We start from the raw sequence: 21,142 nt of genomic DNA on the forward strand, positions 1-21,142 counted from the left end.
GGCCCTTCATGCCGCCAGCGCGAGGCTCACTTCCCACGCGATGGCTTGCCCATCCGGTCGCCCGAGTGCCGCAGGAATCCAGCGGGCGTAGGTCGTGAACAGCATTCGACAGTCGCTATGGCCCAGCGTGCTGGCCACGAACTGCGGCGCCTCGCCGGCGGATAGCATCAGGCTGGCGGCCGTATGCCGCAGTTGCTCGGGCGCGCGATGCAACATGCCTGCGACTTCCAGAATGTTGGGCCAATCACGGCGCGCAAAGTTGCCGGTATCGATGGGACAGCCCCGCGTTGTCCGGAAGACGAAACCGCCCGCAGGTCCTGTCCGTACCCACTGCCGCAACATCGCGTCGAGAACGACTGACATCATCGGAATCACGCGCTCGGAGAACTGGTTCTTCGGCAGCACCTGACGACCGCGTACGCGAGCAGCACTGATCGTAATGGTTCCGGCCTCCCAATCCACTTGGTCCCAGCGCATGCCGTTGGCTTCGCCGCTGCGCAGCCCGGTCAACCCGCGGATGAGGATGTAATCGCCCAGATGTGTCGGCGCCGTTTGCGCGAGCGTCATCAGCTCGGCCAAGCTGAAAGGTTGAATCCGCGTGCGCCGTGCAGGCAACGCCCGCAGCTCCCGGCATGGTGAAGCAACCCCGAGCTGGCGCTCGCGCTCGGCCAGCAACTGGGCTAGGACAGCCATCACGCGATTCACCCGCCGTGGGCTACGAGGCTTGCCCACCGGCGTCAGACCCCGCGCCAGCGCCGCACGTAAGGCAAGAACTTCGGCGCGGCCGAAATCGTCCACAGTCCGGCTTCCGAATACAGGCAGAAGGTGAGCACCGAAAATGCTGCGCACGCTGGCTTGCGTACCCGGACGCCAGGCGACGGACATCTGGTCGAACCATAGCATCGCGAATTCGCGCAGCAATCCGCTGGCAACCGACCTGACCGGAAGGGAATGGATGTTGGTCATTCAACGCTCCTCGAGGTGACCGTCAGCGGATCGTGCAACGTGCACACGGCGCAGCAGTTCGGCAATCGCTGCCGACAACCAAGCGCTGGGCGGTTGAGGCTTGGTCTCGACCTGGAGCAGCATCAGAAGATGCGAGAGGTGTTCGCTGGGGCGATGGACTCGCCGGCATTCGTGATCTGCGGACTGTTCCATGGCTCGGAGGTACCTGGGAGGGCCTGCCTCTACAGTGCCTCCGTACCGACACCCGCCTAATCGACGAGCGAATCCGCCGCACGCTTGGTGGGCGCCCGCAGCAGGACAATCCTGATGCCTTCTCCCAGCAGCGATGCCTCAATGTGGTCGTTAACTTCAAGCGGGTACCCGGCAGCAAACACGTGTCGTGCAACCTTCGCTTCGAGCAGGCGCTGGACCCGCTCGATCGTGGCGCCAAGCATCATTTCGTGGACATCGATCCCGCCCCGCCCCCAGTCGAGGATCTGGCGTGCCTCGATCCAGCTCTCAAGGATCGCGACGGAGGCGCGCCATAGGCCGATGCGCAGCGCGGCATCATCCGGCAGTGCGTCGGGATGGAAGAGCACGGTTTCATCTGCGGCAGGGTCGGCCCCTTCAGGAACCAACCCGCGGATCTGCTCGAAATCCATGAACCTCATCGCTTGTTGACGCAAGGCCTGATGGCGCCGCGTCGCTTCCTTGTCGTCCTGCGTGGAAGCGGTCGCCGCAAGCTTGAGAAGCACCTGGATGAAGCCACCCAGAGCCTGTCGCTCGCTAAGCAGCACGGCAAGGCTGTCATCGCGGACTTCGACATTGAAGCAACGGGGATGTCCTTCATAAAGATGGGAATCGCACGTCCAGTCCGGACGCCAGGAAAAGTGCATGTCGGCGAATCTTTGGGAGAGAGCTTTCCTTCATGACGGATTGTCTCTATTGCCTAAATCGCAAGGTCTTCTGCAAACAGCAGAACTCCTCGTTGATTAGCGGAGCGCCCAAGCATGTCATCCGTAGGGCCAACGCGTCTTGATGGAGTCCGCGATGCCGCAACACCGGTTTCAGCTTGTTTCTGCGGTCCGAACGCCACGGGAACCCGATGGCCCCCAAGTTCGTTCCGTCTGGCGGCGACGCTACACGCTCTGTCTGGTCCTGTTCCTTCTTCTCCCCGGCATCATCAGTGCACCGATCACGCTCCTGCTGTTGCGACGCTGGCTGCGTTCCTTCCATCGAGGGCACTGGCGTCGGCTACTGCGCACGACGCTAACAGGCAAGCAACACCTCCGGAGCCTCCAGCGGGGGCCGGACTATGCTCTGAAGAAGGTCCGTCACCAGGCACTGGCTACCATCTGCCAGCTGTTGATGGCTCTCGTACCTGCGCGTGTTGCTGTAGGGACCCTCAGGGCAACGCAATCCGATGGCGAGGCGATCTTGGCCATTTGCACGGTGACGCAGATAGCGGAGGTCTTTCTGATTGCCGCCGTGATGCTCGGTTTTGTGCGGTCAGTGCATCGCCAGCATGAAAGGCTGGCTTCACGAGCCGCCGGAGACGCCCGATGAATGCCAACGCCGCTGCGCTGCCACTCAATGGTTGCGGTAAGGAATCATGAGCGTTTACGCGGGCGACGGGCAGGATCGGCGCGAACAACCTTGTGGCGCCTGGACTTGCTGGTTTCGATCTCGGACTGGAAGTCGCTGACGAACTCGGTCAGGTCGATCCCTAGTGCACCGCAGTATTGCCATAGCTCCACCAGATCCAGACGACGGACCCCTCGCTCGACGTCGCTGATGAAGGTCTGGCTGCGACCGAGTGCATCGGAGAGAGCTACCTGGGTGACACCGAACTGCTCCCGAACAGCACGAAGCCGCCGTCGCAGGACGGCTGCTTCCGCGCTGTAGAGGGACTTGGGCATCCGGTCTGTCCGTTGACTTCGACCGAAACCCTATATGTGGTATTCCTATATCCGATATCCGCGAATAGCGCGGGCAGGACAGGGAATTCATGGAGGCTTTGCAATGAGCAAGCGGATCTTTCCAGCTGTTGGGGTATGGCTGCTGACGTCGTTGGGGATCGTCGCGATGCCGGTCCTGACTGTCGCCGCGGCGGAAGTCATTTCGGTGGAAAAGCAGAAGCTCGAGTTCACGACCTTCGAAGACAAGCCGGGGCTTCGAGTAGTCGTGGAACACCCGCGGGTTATCAAACTGGCCGGTGCATACGGCCTGATGGGCTACCGCTGGATACTCGAGGAAGGCGTCTACCGGGATCCTCGACAGGCCAGGATCGCCGGTCGGGAATACGTGATGCTGCCGGTCAAGACCATCACCATGGACGGCGGCCAACCACGCGGGAGCGGCTCGCTGGGTTCCGTGGGCGCCTGCTACACCGCTGACGGAGAGTTCATCGCCCTAGATGTGGAAACGGGCAATGTTCTGAAGCGCGGCTTCCTGCGCAACAAGGTCGCGGCGCACTGCGGCGGAGGTGCACGGATGGATTGGTCCCATTCCGTCGGATCCATCGTCGACGAAGGCGACGTCCAAATTGCATGGGGCCAGGACCTGGTCGATGCGGAAACACGCCAGGCCGAGTTCAAGGCATCCTCTGCCGAGGTGGCGGAACAAGCAGGCGACGGCCTGACCATCTCTGAGAAGAGAAAAATCGGTGCCCGGATCTGCCGTAGCGAAGGTGGCATTCGGTACGTAGGCTTTACCGAGGGTGTCAGTCCGGACAATGGAAAGATTCAGATCCGCGTGGCCGATGCACAGCCGAGCGGGCGCGCGGGCTCAACGCTTAGCGGCTTTCAGCCCTCGATAGTCTGGGACGTCCCGGATCGATGGGAGCTTTGCGAGTAGTGTTGAACCTGCGATCACACCTGTAGTCCGCGGACGATGGCTCATGTACTCCTTGACCGATCCACCGGCCTAGCTCGAACGAGTAGATTTCCGAGTAGATCGAGAATCCAATGTCGAAAATCTGTATTCAAGTCAATAATTTGCGCGCCCGGTTCGGAACCAACTTCGGGCGCCAGATCAAAAGAAAGGCCGCGAGTAATCGCGGCCTTTCTGCTTTGGAAAGAGCCCGGTTCATCAGGCCCTGCTGCGCAACGCATCACCAGCATTCGCTCACTGGGGTCCCGGTGTTGCTGCTTATCTTCTTGCCGGCTTGGTCGATGGAGAGCTTCGCGCATTTCTTGTCGCGTGCCTCCTGATGCCCCTGGGGCGTGGCGTCGACCGTGTACGTGCTCGCGGCAACGCTTGACAGGCTGAACGTATAAAACGGTCGCAGGTCATTGGCACAGCTCGTCGCCGGCAGTGCGGGCGCATTTCCCTTGTCGTCCACATATCGAATATTCGTCGTGTAATAGCGCTCCATGAACTGGGCCGCCTCCAGCATGCAGGCGGTAGCCGCCGCACGCCGGGTCTTGATCACGTGGTTCTGGTAGGCCGGGTACGCGATGGCCGCCAGGATCCCGATGATCGCAACAACGATCATCAACTCGATCAGGGTGAAACCAGTTCCGTTCTTGTGCTGCTTGCTCATGATCATGCTCACTGGTCAGTCCCCCATGATCTCGCGCCAGGAAATACGGCCGGTCATCATCTGACTCTGATTGCCGAGTCCCTGCCTCCCTCCCGCGAAGTCGCCACTGATTACCTTGCCCTGGCCGTCGTTGCCTTGCAAGGTGATCGAATCGGTAAGCATGTTGTTATGGCCGATGCCGCCGGCTGTCGTGTTGCCAACATTGTCTTTCTTGTCGACCACGCCGTCGTTGTTGGTGTCCCAGTACTGCTCCGACAAGCTCGATCCGGTGAAGGCATCGATCGCGTAGGTGAAGCCGGTGCCGTTCGGGTCGCAGGGATCGCCACTGGGAATACCGCTGGTGATCAGCAATACACCGGCCTCGTTGCGGGGCTGACCGAAGACGCGCTCACCCTCTGCTCCGATCTTGGTGTCGGGATCAAGCAGGTCCATGTACCAACCGCGGGTGTCCTTGTCCAAGGCGGTGTTGGCCGGCTCGAAGCCGCGCACAACGACACCTTCCTTGGTGATCTCCTCAGTGACGATCTTGCGCTGGGTCAGTTCGCTGCGACCCGTGATTTCCTTGTCGTCGTCGATCAGGCCATAGATGGTCTGCACCGACTTGTCACCCGGATCGTCGTCGGTCAGGAAGCGTCCCGTGCCGAACAGCACCATGCGGGAATAGGTGGTCGGGTCCACGGCCACGGTCAGGCCGCCACTGATGGGCTGGCGCTTGCCGTCCTTGTCCTTGGCCACGAACATCGGCGCAGGGCTCTGGTCAGTGCCATACGCTGCTCCCCACTTGTCGGGATCAGCGTTGGTAAGGTCGAACTTCCAGACATTGCCCTGCAGGTCACCGGCATAGACGTAGTCGACGTCGCCGTCACGGTCCGTGTCCCAGCCACGCGGGGCGGAAAGGCTGTTGTTGGTGCCCGGCACGACAAGTTTCTTGATGACCGCGCCCGTCTCCAGATTGACGACGAACAGGGCACCCTGGTCGATCTCATCGGCGGTAACCGCCCCGTCGCTGTCCTTCAGGTGCAGGCCGTTACCGGTGATCACGCCAAGGCTGCCATCGTTCATCCTGGTGATGAACGGCGGGTTGGTGATGTGCGCCATGACCTGCTTGTCCTTGTCGCTCCATGCGCTCGTTGCCCCCTTGTCGATACCCGAGTCGGTGCCGACGGTGTCGTTCCAGGTGTTGTCCCACAGCACGGTGGGCTGGGTCACGTCCGTGACGTCGAGGGCGTACATGCCCTTGCCACCGCGCCCGAGCGTACCAACGAGGATGTTGCGGCCATCGGGATGGGCCGTGGTGCGGGTCTGCTGCCGGGTGGACACCACCACCGGGCCGTCGACGAAGAAATAGTGCGGATACTTCGGGTCCGCCAGCTTTGCCAGCTTGGCGAAATCCAGGCCATCCGGCACATACGCGAAGCGTTCGGTGCCGTCGTCCGCGTTGAACGCATGCAGCATGCCGTCATTGGCTCCGACATACACCGTATCGTCGACATCGGGCTGGTCAGCCGTGATCGGCACATCGCCTTCGACGAAGGCCGGCGAGCTGTACACGATGTCGCCCAGCAAGCTGCTGCGGTTACGGAACTTGCCGTTGGCCTTGCTGAGCTCCTTGCTCTGGTCGCCCTTGAGGTAGTCGACGATATCCACGTCGACCGCATCGAGTGTCGCCTTGGCAGCGGCGGATGGGAAGTTTCCACCCTCGGTGAGCACCTTGCGTCCGCTGTACTTGACCGTGGCGGACCAGGTCGGGGTAGGCGAGATCTCTTCCTCTTTCTTGCCGTTCCTGATCACTTCCCGCACCGGATACGCCTTCAGGCCACCGGTCCAGCTGCCACCCACATAGCTGGCCTGGTAAACATGGGTGCCCTCGCGCAGCGCAGTACTGTTGGCCGAGACGTTGGAACGCGAGTAAGTGAGGTTGGTGATGGTGGCCAGCGCCTCCTGCAGGCTGCGTTTGAAGGCCTCGGGATTACTTGCAGCAACGAAGGAGCCACGGCCGTTCACCGCTGCATGCAGGAGGTCATCGATGCGCCAGGGGCCTTCATCAGCCCTGCCGTCGCCATTGCTGTCGGTAAAAGGGCTCGGCCAGCTCTTGGTGCCGTCCCTCAGGCCAGCCATGTCCTTGACCGGATCGAGCGTACCCTTCAAGCCGATCGAGACGCCAAACGTCACCATGTGCTGCCAGAACGCTGGATTCGCCGCAGACGCCGGGACGATGTTCGCCATGTCGCCGCGCAGGTCGTTCTTCCAGTACTGCATGGCCACGTCGGCCAGCGTGTTGCTCCAGCTGTCCTTGTAGGGGAGCTCCGGGGTATAGGTCTTCTTCGTCTCCCCTTTCGAGTTCAGCACGTCGACGCCTTCGGTGTTGTCGACGTTCCCGATGGCGGTGCTGCCCTCATTCCAGTAACCATCCGTGGTCAGGATGGCGAAGTTCTGGCGGCACTGAAGTTGCTTGTTGTCTGCGGACAACCTGCCACCGTACGGGCCATCATTTCCCGTCAGCTTGAAGTATTCGCCCGCACTGGTGAGAGCGGGAATCAGAGGCGTCCGCCCGCCTCCTTCGACCTCAAACAACTTCGTGAACCAGTTGGTACGATTGGTTCCCGAAAACACACCGTTCTCGGTTCCGACGGGAATCGGAAACTCAAGGTTGGAGCCATTCCTGCCCCCCCAGATGGTATCCAGGCCGACGCGGTAATCAGTGCGGTTGAGACCTCCGAAGGCCTCAGACGCGCCGGCCTTGGCGACCTTCATGCGCGTGCGATGGTAGGAGTACCAGTTGGCGTAGTTCTGCCATTCCTGGGCTACCGTCGGCTTGTTGTTCTTGCTGTCGAGTCGCCAGGGGAATTCTGTAACAGTGGTGCACGACCAGGACGTCGACCATGTGCACTCGGCAGCTCCGCCGCTGTTGCTGTAGAGCACGTAGCGCTTATAACTGCCGTTGCTGCTCAGGTCAGTGGCGCCGGCATTGAGCACATAAAAAGTTTGATTGCTCCGAGTCAGGTCCGTACTTCCGCTTGCCAGACTCTTGTCGCTATAGGCCGAACTCGGCAGTCTGTCGGCCATGTACGTGTCATCGGCCTGTCGCCATCCACGGTAAGTTACCGTTGGGTCGTAGTAGATCGTGTTGACGGCCGAACCCCGATCCCTTGGATTGTCCGACAGCGAATCGTCCTCGTCCGCGGGCATGGAGAGGTATTCCATCGACCCAGAGTCGTCGAGAATGAAGAGAACGTTCGGCTGCACCGTTTCCGCCATCTTCAGCGGAATGTTCTTCACGTCCACGGCGGCGTGCGTCACGCTGCCCATGAGCGTGCAGGCGAAGGCGATGGCCAGCGCGAGCTTGGAGTTGGCTCGGTGATGGGAAGTCTTCTGGGTCGTCATGACTGGGTTCCGATCAGAGCGCGGCATAGTTAGATTGCAGGAGCACTGCGGCGCGGCCAGCCGCGCTGCTGCGCGCGGTGATGCGGTAACGCGGCTTCATGCAGTTGGCAGGAATCGGTTGTTCGCTGTCGCAGAACGTCCAGGCCGGCGCCTCGCCCATGTACTCGATGAAGTACTCGGGCTGGCCGACCAGGTCGCCCACGCTCTTAGCCTGGGTGAAGTACTCGGCTTTTGGATCCTGCCAGCGCTCCTTCACACCATCGGCCGCCACCGGCTGCGCGCACAGACCCTCGCTGCAGTTGACGGTTGGAAACTTTGCCTGGATGCCGTCCTGCGCCAGTCGGACCTCGGCCTCACGAAGCGCCGACTCGGCGGCCTGGAAGGCGAGGCTTCGGTCGAAGAGGTTGGCGCTCATGCGCTCTTCCATCAGCGTGCCGCGCAGGCTAGCCAGACCCAGCAGGGTCATCACCATCAACAGGATCAACACCACGATGAGCGCCACACCAGACTGGCGACGAGAACCCGAAAGATACCGTGGCTGTTTCATGCGTTGCGGTTCCGTAGTGAAACGATGTGCTCGAGATTGCGTTTGAGCGTCTGGTTGTCCGTGCCGTCCTTGCGGTCGCTCTCCAACTGGATGGTGATGCGCACAGCGATCACATTGGGCCAGTTGGTAGCGACTGCGGTCGCATCGACGTAGTCGTTGGCGCCTGGCAACAGGTACTCCAGCTGCATTCCCGCCACGCCGTCGATGACTTCTTCGGCCTTGGCCGTGGCGTTGCCCGTCTGCGACTGCAAGGTCGCGCGGTACAGCGACTTGCCACCGTTGGGGTTGTTGCCGACGTACCAGCGCGCGGCCAGCAGTTTGACCAGCAAAGAATTCGTGCCGTACTCGTAGCGGTTGCCGTTGGGACTGCAGACCGTCGGCAAACCCAAGCCTTTGCTGCAGTTGCCGGGATTCTGCGAACCGCCGGCGTTGTGAACCACGGTCGCACTGGTGTCCTCCACGTTGGTGATCTGCAGCAGCGAAGCCTGGCGGTAGTCGCAGACCATCACGATGTCGCCGTCGTGGAAGCCGGCGTCGGACGGTTTCTGGTTGAGCTTGAAGTTCGCCGAGTTGCTTGTCGCATCGGGATTGTTGTCGACCACGGTCAGGCCCGGGAATGCACTGCCCGTCATGACATCGAGTGCGTCGGTGCCGGCCACCACGTTGTTGCTGACTGCGTCTTCCTTGAACACCGCGCTGGCGGATGCGCTGTCGTAGCCATGCACGCCGTCACCCCAGCGGCTCCACCAGCGAGTGGTGGGGTCCTTGAGCACGTTACCGGTGGGCAGGTTCTTGGAGCAGGGGCTGCCGCCGGCCTCACGCACGTCGCGCGAGATCATCTCAAAAGCTACGCGAGCATTCTCCTGCACGCGCGACAGGCTCTCGGTGGCGTTGTAGGCGCGGCGGTTGGAGACGAAGATGCCGATCGCCCCGCCGACCACCAGCAAGCCCAGCAGCAGCGCGATCATCAGCTCGATCAGGCTGAGACCGCGTGCCATACGCGGCGTGGAGCGGTGAGTATGTGGGCGTCGGTTCATAGGTAGGTCTTCGTCTCGATGGTCTGCTGCGTGTCGCCACCGCTCGCGCGCGAGTCATCCCAGCGCACGCTGACTGTGCACAGGCCGTTGGCATCGCAGTTGATCTTCCCGCAGGTGGTTGGACCCAGCGTCCGCTGCATGGCGGTAAGCCAGCCGGCGATGTCCTTCTTCGCCAGCGTGTCGGCCGCCTCAAGCTTGCAGATCATGCCGACGTTGTACGCATTGCCGAGCGCCTCGATGCGGTTGGCGCGCATCGCGTCGAAGATGGTGTAGCTCTGGATCACCGCCTGGCTGCGCTCCAGCGAGCTTTGGCTGTTGCGCAATGCGGTGGCCTGCAAGGCAGCAATGCCGAGCAGGCCGATCGCCATGACCAGCACGGCGATCAGGACCTCGATCAAGCCGACGCCGCGCTGATGGTGGGGCGCTCGGATGGGAACGAAAGCGGACATGCGGAACTCCGTACTCCTGTTCATGCGGGGTCCTGCGGGGCATCGCATTTGCTGGCCTTGTTCTCTGCTTTCGTCGAAATGCGGCTGCCCGATACCAGGGTGACCGTGCGCTGGTTGTCGGCTGGCTTGGCGGTCTGCATGCATACGCCGAAGCTGACCTTCAGCAAGGTGCCGTCGGCCTTGCGCGCGAGACCATCGGCGCGGAATTCGATTCTGTTGCCGGCGTTGCCACTGGCGAGAACCTGGATCGGGTCCTTGACCGACGCGACGCGAAGGACCTCTTCCTTGCCGTTGCGATCGGTGTCGGCCACAGTGACCCATTGCGTCCAGGCCCCGCCGGCCGTGCAGCCCGCCCCATTGCTACTGGGACAAACCGCGACCTTGCCGTTGAAGCGGATCGCGTCCATCCGCGCCAACTGCAGGGTCGCGACCAGTTCGTTGGCCGCGCTGCTGAGGCGACTGCTGTTGTGCACGTAGGTGAAACTGGGCATGGCGACGGCCATCACCACGGCCAGCACAGCCAGCGTGACCATCAGCTCGATCAGGGTGAATCCTGCGGCATGGAAAGGAACCGGCGGCAGTACACGACCGCGCCTGCGCAGGTCTTCTGGTATGGGCATTGCATGTCTCCCCAGAGATGCACGGCCACCTTAGGCCAGTGCCCCCCTTCCCGCCAGAGTGGCACCGATGAACGGCCCCCGGGGTGGACCCAGCGGTGTGAGAGGTATTCGCCGGGCTCCCGCACACGGCATCATGCGGAACCGAACGCGAGCCCACGCCCTGCCAATGAGTGAAGCCGATCACACCGCCAGTCCACTCGACGCCTTGTGGCAGGCGCCCGTGATCATCTGGATGCTGCTGGCCGGTGAAGGGCTGGCGGCCGTGCTCGCACTGGCTCCGGGCATCGAACAGGGTCGATGGATCCTGTTTGGACTGACCTCACTCTCGATCCAGTGGATCGCCCTGTTCGCGCTGGGCGGTCTCTACCTGTCGCGATCGTGGCTGGCGCGGCTGCGTCCGCAGCGTATCGCCTACATCGCCCTGGGGCTGCTGCTGATGGGCACGTGGATCATCAGCGGCGTCACCTGGATATTCTTCCGTGGCGCGGGCAACTTCGGCCAGGACGACTGGATTTCCTTCGTATTGCGACTGACCGCACTGGTGTTGACGGTGGGTCTGCTGGGCTTGGCCGCATTCCAGAACTACTGGCATGCGCGACAACTGTCACTGCGCGCCAAGCAGTCCGAACTGGAAGCCCTGCAGGCCCGCATTCGCCCACACTTCCTGTTCAACACGCTCAACACCGGCGCAGCGCTGGTACACCGGCGGCCCGAGGAGGTCGAGCGCCTGCTGTTGGATCTAGCGGACCTGTTCCGCGCGGCACTGGCCGGGCCGCGCGAGATCTCGCTGGAGGATGAGTTGGCGTTGGCGCAGCGGTACCTGGAGATCGAATCGCTGCGCTTCGGCGAGCGTCTGCGAGTGCAGTGGAAGCTACCTCGTGAATTGCCGGCGGTGACTGTGCCCGCCCTCTCAATCCAACCGCTGGTGGAGAATGCGATCCGGCACGGCATCGAGCGCAGGGCAGATGGTGGTGATATTGAGATCGCGGTGACGACCACGCCGGAAACCGTGATCGTGCGCATCATCAATCCCCTGGCGACGAATGGCGAGAACCGCCCAGGCCACCAGGTCGGCCTGAACGCCTCGCAGGTGCGGATCGAGGCGCTCACCGGCGGGCGCGGCAGCGTGCTGACCCAGCAGGAGGGGCGACGCTTCATCGCCACGGTGCGCTTGCCGACCACGCCGGACCAGCGCTGACTCAGCGCCGGCACATCCTCCGGAAACGAATCAGGCAACCACCCGATAGCACGGCTTGTACTCGCCGGCGATCTTCATGCGGCGCTGCGCGACGAATGCACGCAACAATGCATCCAGCGATTGCATCATGTCGTGATCGCCGTGGATCTCGAACGGACCATGGGCCTCGATCCGGCGCATGCCATCTTCCTTGACGTTGCCGGCGACGATGCCGGAAAACGCGCGGCGCAGGTCGGCTGCCAACTCGTGTGGCTTGCGACCGTGGTGCAGGTCGAGCGCGGCCATTGCCTCATGGGTCGGCGCAAACGGGCGCTGGAACTCCAGCGGGATATCCACCGACCAGTTGAAGTAGAAAGAATCCTTCTGCGCGATGCGGTGCTCGCGCACCTTGCGGATGCCCGATGCCATGCGCTTGGCGACCGCGTCCGGGTCGCCGATGATGATCTCGTAGCGCGAGGTTGCAGCCTCGCCCAGGGTCAGTCGCAGGAATTTGTCGATCTGCTCGAAATACGGCGCCGACGCGGTCGGCCCAGTGAAGACCAGCGGGAACGGCAGGTGCGCGTTCTCCTCGCGCAGCAGGATGCCGAGCAGGTAGAGGATCTCCTCCGCGGTGCCGACGCCGCCGGGGAACACGATGATGCCGTGACCGAGACGGATGAAGGCTTCGAGCCGCTTCTCGATGTCCGGCATGATCACCAGGTGGTTGACGATCGGATTCGGCGACTCCGCGGCGATGATGCCCGGCTCGGTGATGCCGATGTAGCGGGTGCGGTTACGGCGCTGCTTGGCGTGGGCGATGGTCGCGCCCTTCATCGGCCCCTTCATTGCGCCCGGACCGCAGCCGGTGCAGATGTCGAGCCCGCGCAGACCCAGTTCGTACCCCACCTGCTTGGTGTAGACGTACTCGTCGCGCGAGATCGAGTGGCCGCCCCAGCACACCACCAGGTTCGGATCGGTCGGGTGCAGGATGCGGGCATTGCGCAGCAGACCGAATACGGCATCGGTGATGCCGGCCGAGGATTCGAGGTCCTGGCTGCCACCCGGGGCCAGCTCCATCGCGGTGTAGGCCAAGTCACGCACCACTGCGAACAGCAACTCGGCGACACCGCGGATGATCTCGCCGTCGACGAAGGCCATCGCCGGTGCGTTGTCCAGGTCGATGCGGACGCCGCGATCCTGCTGGGTCACCTGGATGTCGAAATGCGGGTACAGCTCCTGCGCCGCGCGCGGGTCGTCGGACGTGCTGCCACTGGTCAATACGGCCAGCGCACAACGGCGCAGCAGGTCGTGCATGCCGGTGGACGCATCGCGCAGGCGCGCGACCTCGTCGCGGGACAGGACGTCAAGCCCTCCGCGTGGGTAGATGCGGGCGTTTACCGTCGGCAGGGCCGTGGTGATGGTGGCGGTCATCCGTGTGTTCTCTTGTGTTTTCGTCGTCTTGTGGGGAGTGACTCTAGCGCAGCGGCGTCTCCCATAAAAGAAAACGGCCGGGAAATCCCGGCCGTTTTCGCGGTGTTGCAAGGCAAGCGCCTGATCAGAACTTGTAGCGGAAGCCGATCTGGACCGACCACTGCGACACACCCTGGTTGAAGCCGTCGGCATCGCCGTTGGCGATCGTCGGGGCGTCCGGCGTGGCGAAGTTGTAGACGTACTTGCCGTTGTTGTCGATGCCCTGCAGCGTGGCAACGCGCTGGTTGGCGAAGAAGCCGTAATCGTAGATGTGGCCCCAATCCTTGTTGATCAGGTTACCGACATTGATGATGTCGAGCCAGATCTCGGACTTGTGGTCCTTGAAGAAGCCCGGGAGCTCCTGACTGATGCGCACGTCGAAAGTGTTCACCCAGTCGGCGCGGGCGGCGTTCTTTGGCGCGACCTGACCCTTGTAGCGGGCGATATCCTGGTTGGTCGCCAGGTAATCGAAGAAGGCCGTCTCCATCGCGGCGTTCGAGGTCGAGGTGCCGTTGGCGTTCAGCGTGCCGAACACCACGTCGCCCGGGCCCGTCGGCACGTAGAACAGGTCGTTCGCGGTGCGGTTGTCGCCGTTGGCATCGTTGAAGTACACGAAGCTGTACGGACGACCGCTGCGACCCTCGTAGAACAGGCCGACCTCGGTCTTGTAGTCACCGAAGAACATGCGCTTCCAGTTCAACTGGCCCGAGATGCGGTCCTTGATCTCGTAGCGCGAGGTCGACAGGGCTTCCTCGTTGGCCTGGTACACGTAGTTGTAGTTCCAGCCCGAACTGGCGGTGGAGCTGGTCAGGCCACTGACTTCCTGCGCATCGGTGTAGGTGTAGGCCAGGCTCCAGGACCAGTCGCTGTCCTGCGTCCACGGCTTCGCCAGCGAGAAGGTGGCCTGGCGGCTGTACCCCTTGTCGGTGGTATCGAGCAGGTAGACGTCACCGAACGCGCGATTGCGGTTGGCGCGGTTGTTGGCGGTGACCCAGGCGGCCCCGGCGCGGTAGAAGATTTCACGACCGTCCTGGCCGAACTGGGCTGCATCACCCAGGTTGAGGTTCTGATAGAACAGCGCCTCCTTGACCTCGGTCATCAGCAACTCGGCCGACGCGACGATGCCCTGCCACGGCAACTCGTGGTCGAAGGCCAGGTTGGCCTTCCACACCGACGGCTGCTCGAAGTCCGGTGAGATGAAGTTGACGTTCTGGATCTGGCTGCCGGTCGCGGCCGGCACGTTCTGGTCCAGGCCGTCGCCGCTGAACGGAACATTCGGGTCGAACGTATTGAGCGTGTACTGGATGTAGTTGAAGCCGGTGGTGTTGTAGGCGTTGCTCAGCCACACCTGCGGTGAATCACCCTGGAACAGGCCCACGCCGCCGCGCAGCTGGGTCGGACGCTCGCTGTCGAAGGTGTAGTTGAAGCCGAAGCGCGGCTGGATCAGGAACTTCTCATCCAGCACGTCCGTGTTGTCCAAACCGAACGCGGCCTGGGCAGCGGCGTTGTAGCGCGGCTTGCTGTCGACCTTGGGCTTGTCGGCGCGCAGGCCGAAGGTCAGCGTCAGGTTCGAATTGACGAACCACTGGTCCTGGATGAACAGGCCGAGGTTGTCGTACTGGTAGTCAGCGGCGACGGAGTCGAAGCCCTGGCCCGGCTGCGGGGTGCGCAGGTTGTAGGTGCTGTAGCGCCCCTGCTGGAACGCATCCATGCTGGCGAACTCGTACACGCCGTACAGCTGCGGGCCGTAGATGTTGTAGATCTCGTTGGTGCTGTAGTCGACGCCGAACTTCAGGTCGTGGTCGTCGAAAGTGAAGGTGGCCGCGCCGAAGTAGTTCCAGGTCTTGGTGTACAGCGCGTTCTGCTGCGAGTTGGTCTCGGTGCCCAGGAACAGCGAATCGCCGCTGAGCGGACGGCCACCGGCCGGGGTGAAGTAGATGCGCACGCTCGGCGCGGTGGTCGGGGTCTCGCGCACCGCCGAATAATCACGGTACGAGGCCTTGAACTCGGTCGAGAAGTTGTCGGTCCAGTCGCTGAAGAGTTGGGCGACGTAGCTCTCGACGACCTTCGGCTGCTGGAACCAGTACGAGCTCAGCGAGATCTGCGTGCTGTTGACACCGTTGATTCGCAGCTTGTCCTGCTCCAGCTTGCTGTAGCGCAGGCTGGCGCGGTGGGCATCGGTGATGTTCCAGTCGAGCTTGAGCGCGTACTCTTCGAGATCGGTGTCACCGTTGCTGTCCAGGCCACCGGCGGCGATGCCGTAGCCCTGGGCGATCTCCTGCGCGCGGGTGATGTCGCCCATGTCGATGGTGGCATTCGCCTTGCCCAACGCACTGCCAGCGATGTCGGCGCCCGGCGCGGCCTGCTTGAACTTGTCGTAGTTGGCGAAGAAGAACAGGCGATCCTTGACGAGCGGGCCGCCCAGGGTGAAGCCGTAGTTCTCTTCCTTGTCGAAGCCATTGAACGCGTTGCCTTCCGGATCGTCGCCGAACCAGTCGCCGTCACGGTAGGTGCCGTACACCGAGCCGTGGAACTCGTTGGTGCCTGACTTGGTCACCGCGTCCACGACCGCGCCGGTGGCGCCGGTGATGGTGACGTCGTAGTTGGCCAAGTCGATGTTGATGGCCTCGATGGCTTCCATCGCGACCGGCTGGCGGCGGGTCGGCATGTTGTTGCCTTCCAGGCCGAAGGTGTCGCTGGCCGACACGCCGTCGATGCGGACGGCGTTGTAGCGCGGGTTCTGGCCGCCGGCGCTGATCGTGCCCGAGGCGCGGTCAACGAAGGCCACGCGCGGGTCGAGGCGCATGTAGTCCTGGATGTTGCCGCCGATCGACGGCTGGGCCTCGATCACCTGGCGGCTGACCGCGGTGCCCGAGCCCATCTTGGTGGCACTGAAGACTTCCGAGCCACCGAGGGCCACGGCGGTCACCGAGTCCAGCGTGGTCACATCGCCGGCAAGGGCGGCATTGACGGTGTTGCTCTTGTTGAGGTCGAGGTAAACGCCCTCTTCCGTCTTCGTGCCGGTACCGGCCTTGGTGATGGTGACGCTGTACGGACCACCGACGCGCAGGCCGCGCGCGGTGTAACGACCGCTGGCATCGGTCGTGGCACGGCTGACCGTACCGGACTCGACGTGGGTGATGGTGACGTCCGCGCCGGCAACCGGCTGGCCATCGTTGCTGGTCACGACACCGCCGACACCAGCGGAAGTGGCCTGCGCAAACACGGGCGCGGTGGCAAGGACGGCGAGCAAACCAAGTGTGAGCTTGGACAAGCGGACGCGGTTCGGATGGGTCATTACGATGGCCTCGGTACAGGTGGAAAACAGGAAAAGGGACAGGACGGGCGCGCAATGGCGGCGCCAGTCGCCTGGATCAGTCGAGTTCTTCTCAGCCCCAGGCCCCCGTGGGGTGCGGGCCCCTACCGCGTTAACGGCAGTTTAACAGGCTAGGCACGGGTTGTGACAGGGACGTGACGGCCGTCAAAAATCGCCGTCAGCCGCCAAACCCGATCAAGGCGGGGAGATCTGCAGGTACGTCCCCAGGCCATCGAGGAACATCTGCACCGACAGGGCCACCAGCAGCATGCCCATCAGGCGCTCGATCGCGGTCAGCGCGCGCCGGCCGAGCAGCTTGTAGAGCAGCGTCGCCGAGAACAGGATCGCCGCGGTCGCGCCCCAGGCGATCAGCAGGGCCAGGCTCCAGTCGCCCAGGCGCGAGGGCTCGTTGCTGCCCATCAGCATCACCGCGGCCATGCCGGACGGGCCGGCGACCAGGGGAATGGCCATCGGCACGATGAAGGGCTCGCCGTCCGGGATCTCGCCCATCAGTCCTTCCGGCGGCGGGAAAATCATGCGGATGCCGATCAGGAACAGCACGATGCCGCCGGCGATCGACACCGACTCCTGGCGCAGGTGCATCAGCTCCAGGGCGTACTTGCCGCCCCACAGGAACGCCATCAGCACCGCCAGTGCGATCAACAGCTCGCGCGCCAGCACGATCCGCTGCCGCTGCGGCGGCAGGCCGCGCAGCAGGCTCAGGAACACCGGCACGTTGCCGAGCGGGTCGAGGATCAGGAACAGCAGCAACGCGGCCGAAGCGATCGTCATGCGGGCGGGCTCCACACTTGGCCGCGATGGACGGCGCCGGCCGGCGACAACAGGGTGACGCAGGCGGCCGCATAGGCCGAGGGATCGACCGCGGTACGGTCGTTTTCCTCGACATAGGCCTTGGCGCGCAGCGCCGTACGCATCGGTCCCGGCTGCAGGCCAGCAACGCGGACAGGGGAATTGGCCAGCTCGGCGTGGAGCATGCCGACCAGCCCGGCCAGACCGTGCTTGGCGACACCGTAACCGCCCCAGTAGGCCTGCCCAACCCGGGCCGGGTCGTCGAGTGCGAACACCAGCGCGGCATCCCCGGCCTTGGACAGCAGCGGCAGGCAGGCCTGTGACAGCCACCACGGCGCGGTCAGGTTGACGTGGACCGCCCGCGCGAACGCGGCCGGATCGGTCTGCGCCAGCGGGGTCAGGCCACCGAAATCGGCCGCGCAATGCAGCACGCCGTCGAGACGGCCGAGTTCGGCTTCGAGCCGCTGCGCCAGCTCGGCGTAATCGTCGGGCGTCGCCCCTTCCAGGTCGAGCGGGTACAGCAGCGGCTCCGGCCCGGACTGCGCGACGGTGTCATAGAGGCGGTTCAACTTCGGCAGCTTGCGCCCGAGCAGGACCACGGTGGCGCCGGCACGCGCACACGCGTGCGCGGCGGCGGCGCCGAGCCCACCATGGGCGCCGGTGATCAGCACCACACGATCGACCAGCGCCGGTTCCCCTTGGACGGCCCCGGTCGAACTCACTGGCGCTGCGTCTCGCTGATCATGCGCGCCAGCTCACCGGATTCGAACAGTTCCATGGTGATGTCACAGCCACCGATCAGTTCGCCGTGGATGAAGAGCTGCGGGAAGGTTGGCCAGTTCGAATAGCGCGGCAGGTTGGCGCGGATCTCGGGGTCTTCGAGCACGTTGACGGTGTGCAACTGCGTCGCGCCGGCAGACTTCAACGCCTGCACCGCACGGCTGGAGAAGCCGCACATCGGGAACTGCGCGGTTCCCTTCATGAAAAGGACGATCGGATGGCCTTCGACTTCGGTCTGGATCCGCTCCATAACGGACATGGGTGCAACTCCTGCGATGGTGCGTTGCGCGGCCATTGACGGCACGGCAACGAAACGTGGGGATAGAATGTGAATTGTAAGCCTTCCCGCGCCGCGGACACGCCCGGACCCCGGAGCAGCGCCGCGGCATTCCCCCTTAGCCAGCCCTCAGGAGCCCGCAATGGCCATCGAACTGCCCGCTTTGCCCTACGACCGCACCGCGCTCGAGCCGCACATTTCCGGCGAGACCATCGACTTCCACTACGGCAAGCACCACCAGGCGTACGTGACCAACCTCAACAACATGATCGCCGGCACCGAGTTCGCCGACATGGCGCTCGAGGACATCATCCGCAAGTCGCAGGGCGGCATGTTCAACAACGCCGCGCAGATCTGGAACCACACCTTCTACTGGAACTGCCTGAAGCCGGCATCCGGATCAAATCCGGGCGGTGGCGAGCCGACCGGCAAGCTGGCCGAGCTGATCAACAAGGCCTTCGGCGACTTCACCAAGTTCAAGGACGAGTTCACCAAGGTCTCGGTCGGCACCTTCGGCTCCGGCTGGGGCTGGCTGGTGCAGCGTCCGGACGGTTCGCTGGCCCTGGCCAGCACCTCCAACGCCGCCACCCCGCTCACCGGCGACGACACCCCGCTGCTGACCTGCGACGTGTGGGAGCACGCCTACTACATCGACTACCGCAACGCGCGCCCGAAGTACGTCGAATCGTTCTGGAACCTGGTCAATTGGGACTTCGTGGCGTCGAACCTGAAGTAAGCGCGGAGCTCTAGAGCCGCAATGAAAAACGGCCGGGGAAACCCGGCCGTTTTGCTATCGGTGCCTGGTAACGAATCAGCCCAGCGCGGCGACCACCGGTGCGACCTGCGCCTCGCGGTCGAGCTCGACGCCGACGCGCACCAGCGTCGCCGCCAGATCCTGCGCCGAGTCCGCCCGCAACGTCGCGTGCCCGACCTTGCGCCCGGCACGCGGCAGCTTGCCGTAATCGTGCCAGTGTCCGCCCGGTTCGCTCAACACGGGCGCGGCCTCGGGCATCTGCCCGATCCAGTTGAGCATGCAGGCCAGGCCGACCATGCGCGTATCGCCCAGCGGCAGACCGAGCACGGCGCGCAGGTGGTTCTGGAACTGCGAGGTCTCGCTGCCCTCGATGGTCCAGTGGCCGGAGTTGTGCACGCGCGGCGCCAGTTCGTTGGCCAACAATTCACCGCCACGGCAGAACAGCTCCAGCGCGAACACGCCGACGTAATCGAGCGCCTCGCCCAGCTTCCTGGCGTAGGCGAAGGCGGTTTCGGCCAGCGCGGCATCGGCGGTGGCGGGCGCCAGGCTCGCCGAGAGCACGCCGTCGACGTGCCAGTTCTCGGTCAACGGCCAGGTGCGGAACTCGCCGTCACGGCCGCGCACGGCCACCACCGACAGCTCGCGCTCGAACGCGACGAAGCCTTCGAGGATCAGGCCGACCTTGCCCGCCTGAGCACCCAGTGCGTCCCATGCCGCATCGGCATCGGCCGGGGTCTTGATGCGGAACTGCCCCTTGCCGTCGTAGCCCAGGCGGCGGGTCTTGAGGATGCACGGCGTGCCGATCGTCGCCAACGCGTCATCGAGTTGCGCGCGCGTGTCGATCGCCGCGAACGGCGGTACCGGAATGCCGAGCTGCTGGAACAGGGTCTTCTCGGCCAGCCGGTCCTGCGCGGTCGCCAGCGCGCGCGGGTTCGGAAACACCGGCACGCGCTCGCTCAACCACTGCGCCGATTCGGCCGGCACGTTCTCGAAATCGAAGGTGGCGACATCGACCCTGGACGCAAATTCGCCCAGCGCCGCCTCGTCACGGTAATCGCCGACCACCATCGGCGCGAACTGGCCGGCGCAGGCGTCGTCGACGCTGTCCATCACCAGGAAACGCAGGCCAAGCGGCGCGCCGGAAAGCGCGAGCATGCGGGCCAGCTGCCCGCCGCCGAGGATGCCAACGGTGGTCATTTGCGCGGGTCGTCGTTGGCCAGCACGTCGTCGGTCTGCTTGGCGCGGAACGCCGCCAGCGACGCGCCGATGGCAGCGTGCTCGGGCGCCAACAGCGCCGCGGCGAACAGCGCGGCATTGGCCGCACCGGCGTTGCCGATCGCGAACGTGGCGACCGGAATGCCGGCCGGCATCTGCACGATCGACAGCAGCGAGTCCATGCCGTTGAGCGCCTTGCTCTGCACCGGCACACCCAGCACCGGCACCGCGGTCTTGGCCGCGAGCATGCCCGGCAGATGCGCGGCGCCGCCGGCGCCGGCGATGATCGCGCGCAGGCCGCGCCCGGCCGCCGTGGCGGCGTAGTCGAACAACACGTCGGGCGTGCGGTGCGCCGAGACCACGCGCACCTCGTGCGGGATGCCGAGCGCTTCGAGCTTGGCGGCGGCGTGCTGCATCGTCTCCCAGTCGGAGCGCGAGCCCATCACGATGCCCACAAGCGGGGCCACAGCGGTTACGGACATTGGTAGAGCCTTGGCGCAAAGACGTATTCTAACGCCCTCTCCTGCTGCTCCGGCACCGACCCGTATGGACCGCAAACTGCTCGACCTGCTCGTCTGCCCCACCACGCGCCAGCCGCTGCTGCTGCTCGACAGCCGCGGGCTGCAGGCGCTGAACGATGCCATCCAGGCCGGCGGCATCGTCCGCGGCGACGGCAGCGCGCAGGCAGAGCCGGTGCGCGAGGCCCTGGTCACGCGCGACCGCAAGACCGTCTACCGCGTCGACGACGGCATCCCGGTGCTGCTGGCCGAGGACGCCATCGCCACGGCGCAGGTCGACGGCTTCCCGACCGCATGAG

Annotated in this window: 20 protein-coding genes; 4 read left to right on the forward strand and 16 right to left on the reverse strand. The window is 64.1% G+C overall.

Going from position 1 to position 21,142, the window contains the following annotated elements; genetic code table 11:
* Positions 1-6: 6 nt before the first annotated feature.
* From ACFOLC_RS03640 to ACFOLC_RS03650, 3 genes are all read right to left on the reverse strand, one after another.
* Positions 7-966: a tyrosine-type recombinase/integrase gene (locus tag ACFOLC_RS03640; RefSeq protein ID WP_386757593.1), complete on the reverse strand. Its 960-nt coding sequence runs from the start codon at positions 964-966 to the stop codon at positions 7-9.
* 248 nt (positions 967-1,214) lie between these two features.
* Positions 1,215-1,841, reverse strand: a complete 627-nt coding sequence (locus ACFOLC_RS03645; RefSeq protein ID WP_386757595.1) for a hypothetical protein — start codon at positions 1,839-1,841, stop codon at positions 1,215-1,217.
* Between the two features lie 714 nt (positions 1,842-2,555).
* Complete coding sequence (locus tag ACFOLC_RS03650; RefSeq protein WP_386757597.1) at positions 2,556-2,864, reverse strand: helix-turn-helix domain-containing protein; 309 nt, start codon at positions 2,862-2,864, stop codon at positions 2,556-2,558.
* A gap of 103 nt (positions 2,865-2,967) precedes the next feature.
* Between ACFOLC_RS03650 and ACFOLC_RS03655 the strand changes: the two genes are divergently transcribed.
* Complete coding sequence (locus tag ACFOLC_RS03655) at positions 2,968-3,801, forward strand: hypothetical protein (RefSeq protein ID WP_386757599.1); 834 nt, start codon at positions 2,968-2,970, stop codon at positions 3,799-3,801.
* 256 nt (positions 3,802-4,057) lie between these two features.
* Here ACFOLC_RS03655 and ACFOLC_RS03660 read toward each other — a convergent pair whose 3' ends face one another.
* From ACFOLC_RS03660 to ACFOLC_RS03685, 6 genes are read right to left on the reverse strand one after another with little or no spacing between them, the layout of a single operon-like run.
* A complete protein-coding gene (locus ACFOLC_RS03660) occupies positions 4,058-4,489 on the reverse strand; it encodes a type IV pilin protein (protein ID WP_386757601.1) in 432 nt (143 codons plus the stop codon).
* 15 nt (positions 4,490-4,504) lie between these two features.
* The gene (locus ACFOLC_RS03665) at positions 4,505-7,873 is read right to left on the reverse strand and encodes a pilus assembly protein (protein ID WP_386757602.1); all 3,369 of its coding nucleotides are present in this window, start codon (positions 7,871-7,873) and stop codon (positions 4,505-4,507) included.
* Between the two features lie 13 nt (positions 7,874-7,886).
* The gene (locus ACFOLC_RS03670; protein ID WP_386757604.1) at positions 7,887-8,363 is read right to left on the reverse strand and encodes a pilus assembly PilX family protein; all 477 of its coding nucleotides are present in this window, start codon (positions 8,361-8,363) and stop codon (positions 7,887-7,889) included.
* Between the two features lie 53 nt (positions 8,364-8,416).
* Positions 8,417-9,418, reverse strand: coding sequence for a PilW family protein (locus ACFOLC_RS03675; RefSeq protein WP_386757606.1), 1,002 nt, complete (start codon positions 9,416-9,418; stop codon positions 8,417-8,419).
* Positions 9,419-9,453: 35 nt separating this feature from the next.
* Entirely contained in the window at positions 9,454-9,906 is a 453-nt protein-coding gene (gene pilV, locus ACFOLC_RS03680) for a type IV pilus modification protein PilV (protein WP_386757608.1), read from the reverse strand.
* Positions 9,907-9,926: 20 nt separating this feature from the next.
* Positions 9,927-10,526 carry a GspH/FimT family pseudopilin gene (locus ACFOLC_RS03685; RefSeq protein WP_386757610.1) on the reverse strand — a complete coding sequence of 200 codons (600 nt, stop codon included), beginning with the start codon at positions 10,524-10,526 and terminating at the stop codon, positions 9,927-9,929.
* 232 nt (positions 10,527-10,758) lie between these two features.
* Between ACFOLC_RS03685 and ACFOLC_RS03690 the strand changes: the two genes are divergently transcribed.
* A complete protein-coding gene (locus ACFOLC_RS03690; RefSeq protein ID WP_386757612.1) occupies positions 10,759-11,724 on the forward strand; it encodes a sensor histidine kinase in 966 nt (321 codons plus the stop codon).
* Between the two features lie 30 nt (positions 11,725-11,754).
* Here ACFOLC_RS03690 and ppnN read toward each other — a convergent pair whose 3' ends face one another.
* From ppnN to grxD, 5 genes are all read right to left on the reverse strand, one after another.
* The gene (ppnN, locus tag ACFOLC_RS03695; RefSeq protein WP_386757614.1) at positions 11,755-13,134 is read right to left on the reverse strand and encodes a nucleotide 5'-monophosphate nucleosidase PpnN; all 1,380 of its coding nucleotides are present in this window, start codon (positions 13,132-13,134) and stop codon (positions 11,755-11,757) included.
* A 124-nt stretch (positions 13,135-13,258) separates the two neighbouring features.
* Positions 13,259-16,471: a TonB-dependent receptor gene (locus tag ACFOLC_RS03700; protein WP_386757616.1), complete on the reverse strand. Its 3,213-nt coding sequence runs from the start codon at positions 16,469-16,471 to the stop codon at positions 13,259-13,261.
* A gap of 213 nt (positions 16,472-16,684) precedes the next feature.
* Positions 16,685-17,281: a YhgN family NAAT transporter gene (locus ACFOLC_RS03705; protein WP_386757617.1), complete on the reverse strand. Its 597-nt coding sequence runs from the start codon at positions 17,279-17,281 to the stop codon at positions 16,685-16,687.
* Positions 17,278-18,021: an SDR family NAD(P)-dependent oxidoreductase gene (locus ACFOLC_RS03710; protein WP_386757619.1), complete on the reverse strand. Its 744-nt coding sequence runs from the start codon at positions 18,019-18,021 to the stop codon at positions 17,278-17,280. Before ACFOLC_RS03710 ends, ACFOLC_RS03705 begins: the two co-directional genes overlap by 4 nt.
* Complete coding sequence (gene grxD / locus ACFOLC_RS03715; RefSeq protein WP_386757972.1) at positions 18,018-18,338, reverse strand: Grx4 family monothiol glutaredoxin; 321 nt, start codon at positions 18,336-18,338, stop codon at positions 18,018-18,020. Before grxD ends, ACFOLC_RS03710 begins: the two co-directional genes overlap by 4 nt.
* A gap of 160 nt (positions 18,339-18,498) precedes the next feature.
* Here grxD and ACFOLC_RS03720 point away from each other — a divergent pair, with 160 nt between their 5' ends.
* Entirely contained in the window at positions 18,499-19,092 is a 594-nt protein-coding gene (locus ACFOLC_RS03720; protein WP_386757621.1) for a superoxide dismutase, read from the forward strand.
* 75 nt (positions 19,093-19,167) lie between these two features.
* On the opposite strand, the gene ACFOLC_RS03725 is transcribed toward ACFOLC_RS03720, so the two are convergent.
* Positions 19,168-20,307 (reverse strand): 5-(carboxyamino)imidazole ribonucleotide synthase, encoded by a 1,140-nt coding sequence (locus ACFOLC_RS03725; protein WP_386757623.1) that lies wholly within the window; start codon positions 20,305-20,307, stop codon positions 19,168-19,170.
* Positions 20,304-20,807, reverse strand: a complete 504-nt coding sequence (gene purE, locus ACFOLC_RS03730; protein WP_386757625.1) for a 5-(carboxyamino)imidazole ribonucleotide mutase — start codon at positions 20,805-20,807, stop codon at positions 20,304-20,306. The genes ACFOLC_RS03725 and purE overlap by 4 nt, the downstream gene beginning before the upstream one ends.
* A 64-nt stretch (positions 20,808-20,871) precedes the next feature.
* Here purE and ACFOLC_RS03735 point away from each other — a divergent pair, with 64 nt between their 5' ends.
* Complete coding sequence (locus ACFOLC_RS03735; RefSeq protein ID WP_386757627.1) at positions 20,872-21,141, forward strand: Trm112 family protein; 270 nt, start codon at positions 20,872-20,874, stop codon at positions 21,139-21,141.
* Position 21,142: the final 1 nt, after the last annotated feature.

This window comes from Lysobacter cavernae, assembly GCF_042648505.1.
GTDB lineage: Bacteria > Pseudomonadota > Gammaproteobacteria > Xanthomonadales > Xanthomonadaceae > Lysobacter_L > Lysobacter_L cavernae.

Coding starts and splice junctions, on each gene's coding strand:
- ACFOLC_RS03640 (WP_386757593.1), bottom strand. CDS start 966: ATGACCAACATCCATTCCCTTCCGGTCAGGTCGGTTGCCAGCGGATTG.
- ACFOLC_RS03645 (WP_386757595.1), bottom strand. CDS start 1,841: ATGCACTTTTCCTGGCGTCCGGACTGGACGTGCGATTCCCATCTTTAT.
- ACFOLC_RS03650 (WP_386757597.1), bottom strand. CDS start 2,864: ATGCCCAAGTCCCTCTACAGCGCGGAAGCAGCCGTCCTGCGACGGCGG.
- ACFOLC_RS03655 (WP_386757599.1), top strand. CDS start 2,968: ATGAGCAAGCGGATCTTTCCAGCTGTTGGGGTATGGCTGCTGACGTCG.
- ACFOLC_RS03660 (WP_386757601.1), bottom strand. CDS start 4,489: ATGAGCAAGCAGCACAAGAACGGAACTGGTTTCACCCTGATCGAGTTG.
- ACFOLC_RS03665 (WP_386757602.1), bottom strand. CDS start 7,873: ATGACGACCCAGAAGACTTCCCATCACCGAGCCAACTCCAAGCTCGCG.
- ACFOLC_RS03675 (WP_386757606.1), bottom strand. CDS start 9,418: ATGGCACGCGGTCTCAGCCTGATCGAGCTGATGATCGCGCTGCTGCTG.
- pilV (WP_386757608.1), bottom strand. CDS start 9,906: ATGTCCGCTTTCGTTCCCATCCGAGCGCCCCACCATCAGCGCGGCGTC.
- ACFOLC_RS03685 (WP_386757610.1), bottom strand. CDS start 10,526: ATGCCCATACCAGAAGACCTGCGCAGGCGCGGTCGTGTACTGCCGCCG.
- ACFOLC_RS03690 (WP_386757612.1), top strand. CDS start 10,759: ATGCTGCTGGCCGGTGAAGGGCTGGCGGCCGTGCTCGCACTGGCTCCG.
- ppnN (WP_386757614.1), bottom strand. CDS start 13,134: ATGACCGCCACCATCACCACGGCCCTGCCGACGGTAAACGCCCGCATC.
- ACFOLC_RS03700 (WP_386757616.1), bottom strand. CDS start 16,471: ATGACCCATCCGAACCGCGTCCGCTTGTCCAAGCTCACACTTGGTTTG.
- ACFOLC_RS03705 (WP_386757617.1), bottom strand. CDS start 17,281: ATGACGATCGCTTCGGCCGCGTTGCTGCTGTTCCTGATCCTCGACCCG.
- grxD (WP_386757972.1), bottom strand. CDS start 18,338: ATGTCCGTTATGGAGCGGATCCAGACCGAAGTCGAAGGCCATCCGATC.
- ACFOLC_RS03720 (WP_386757621.1), top strand. CDS start 18,499: ATGGCCATCGAACTGCCCGCTTTGCCCTACGACCGCACCGCGCTCGAG.
- ACFOLC_RS03725 (WP_386757623.1), bottom strand. CDS start 20,307: ATGACCACCGTTGGCATCCTCGGCGGCGGGCAGCTGGCCCGCATGCTC.
- purE (WP_386757625.1), bottom strand. CDS start 20,807: ATGTCCGTAACCGCTGTGGCCCCGCTTGTGGGCATCGTGATGGGCTCG.
- ACFOLC_RS03735 (WP_386757627.1), top strand. CDS start 20,872: ATGGACCGCAAACTGCTCGACCTGCTCGTCTGCCCCACCACGCGCCAG.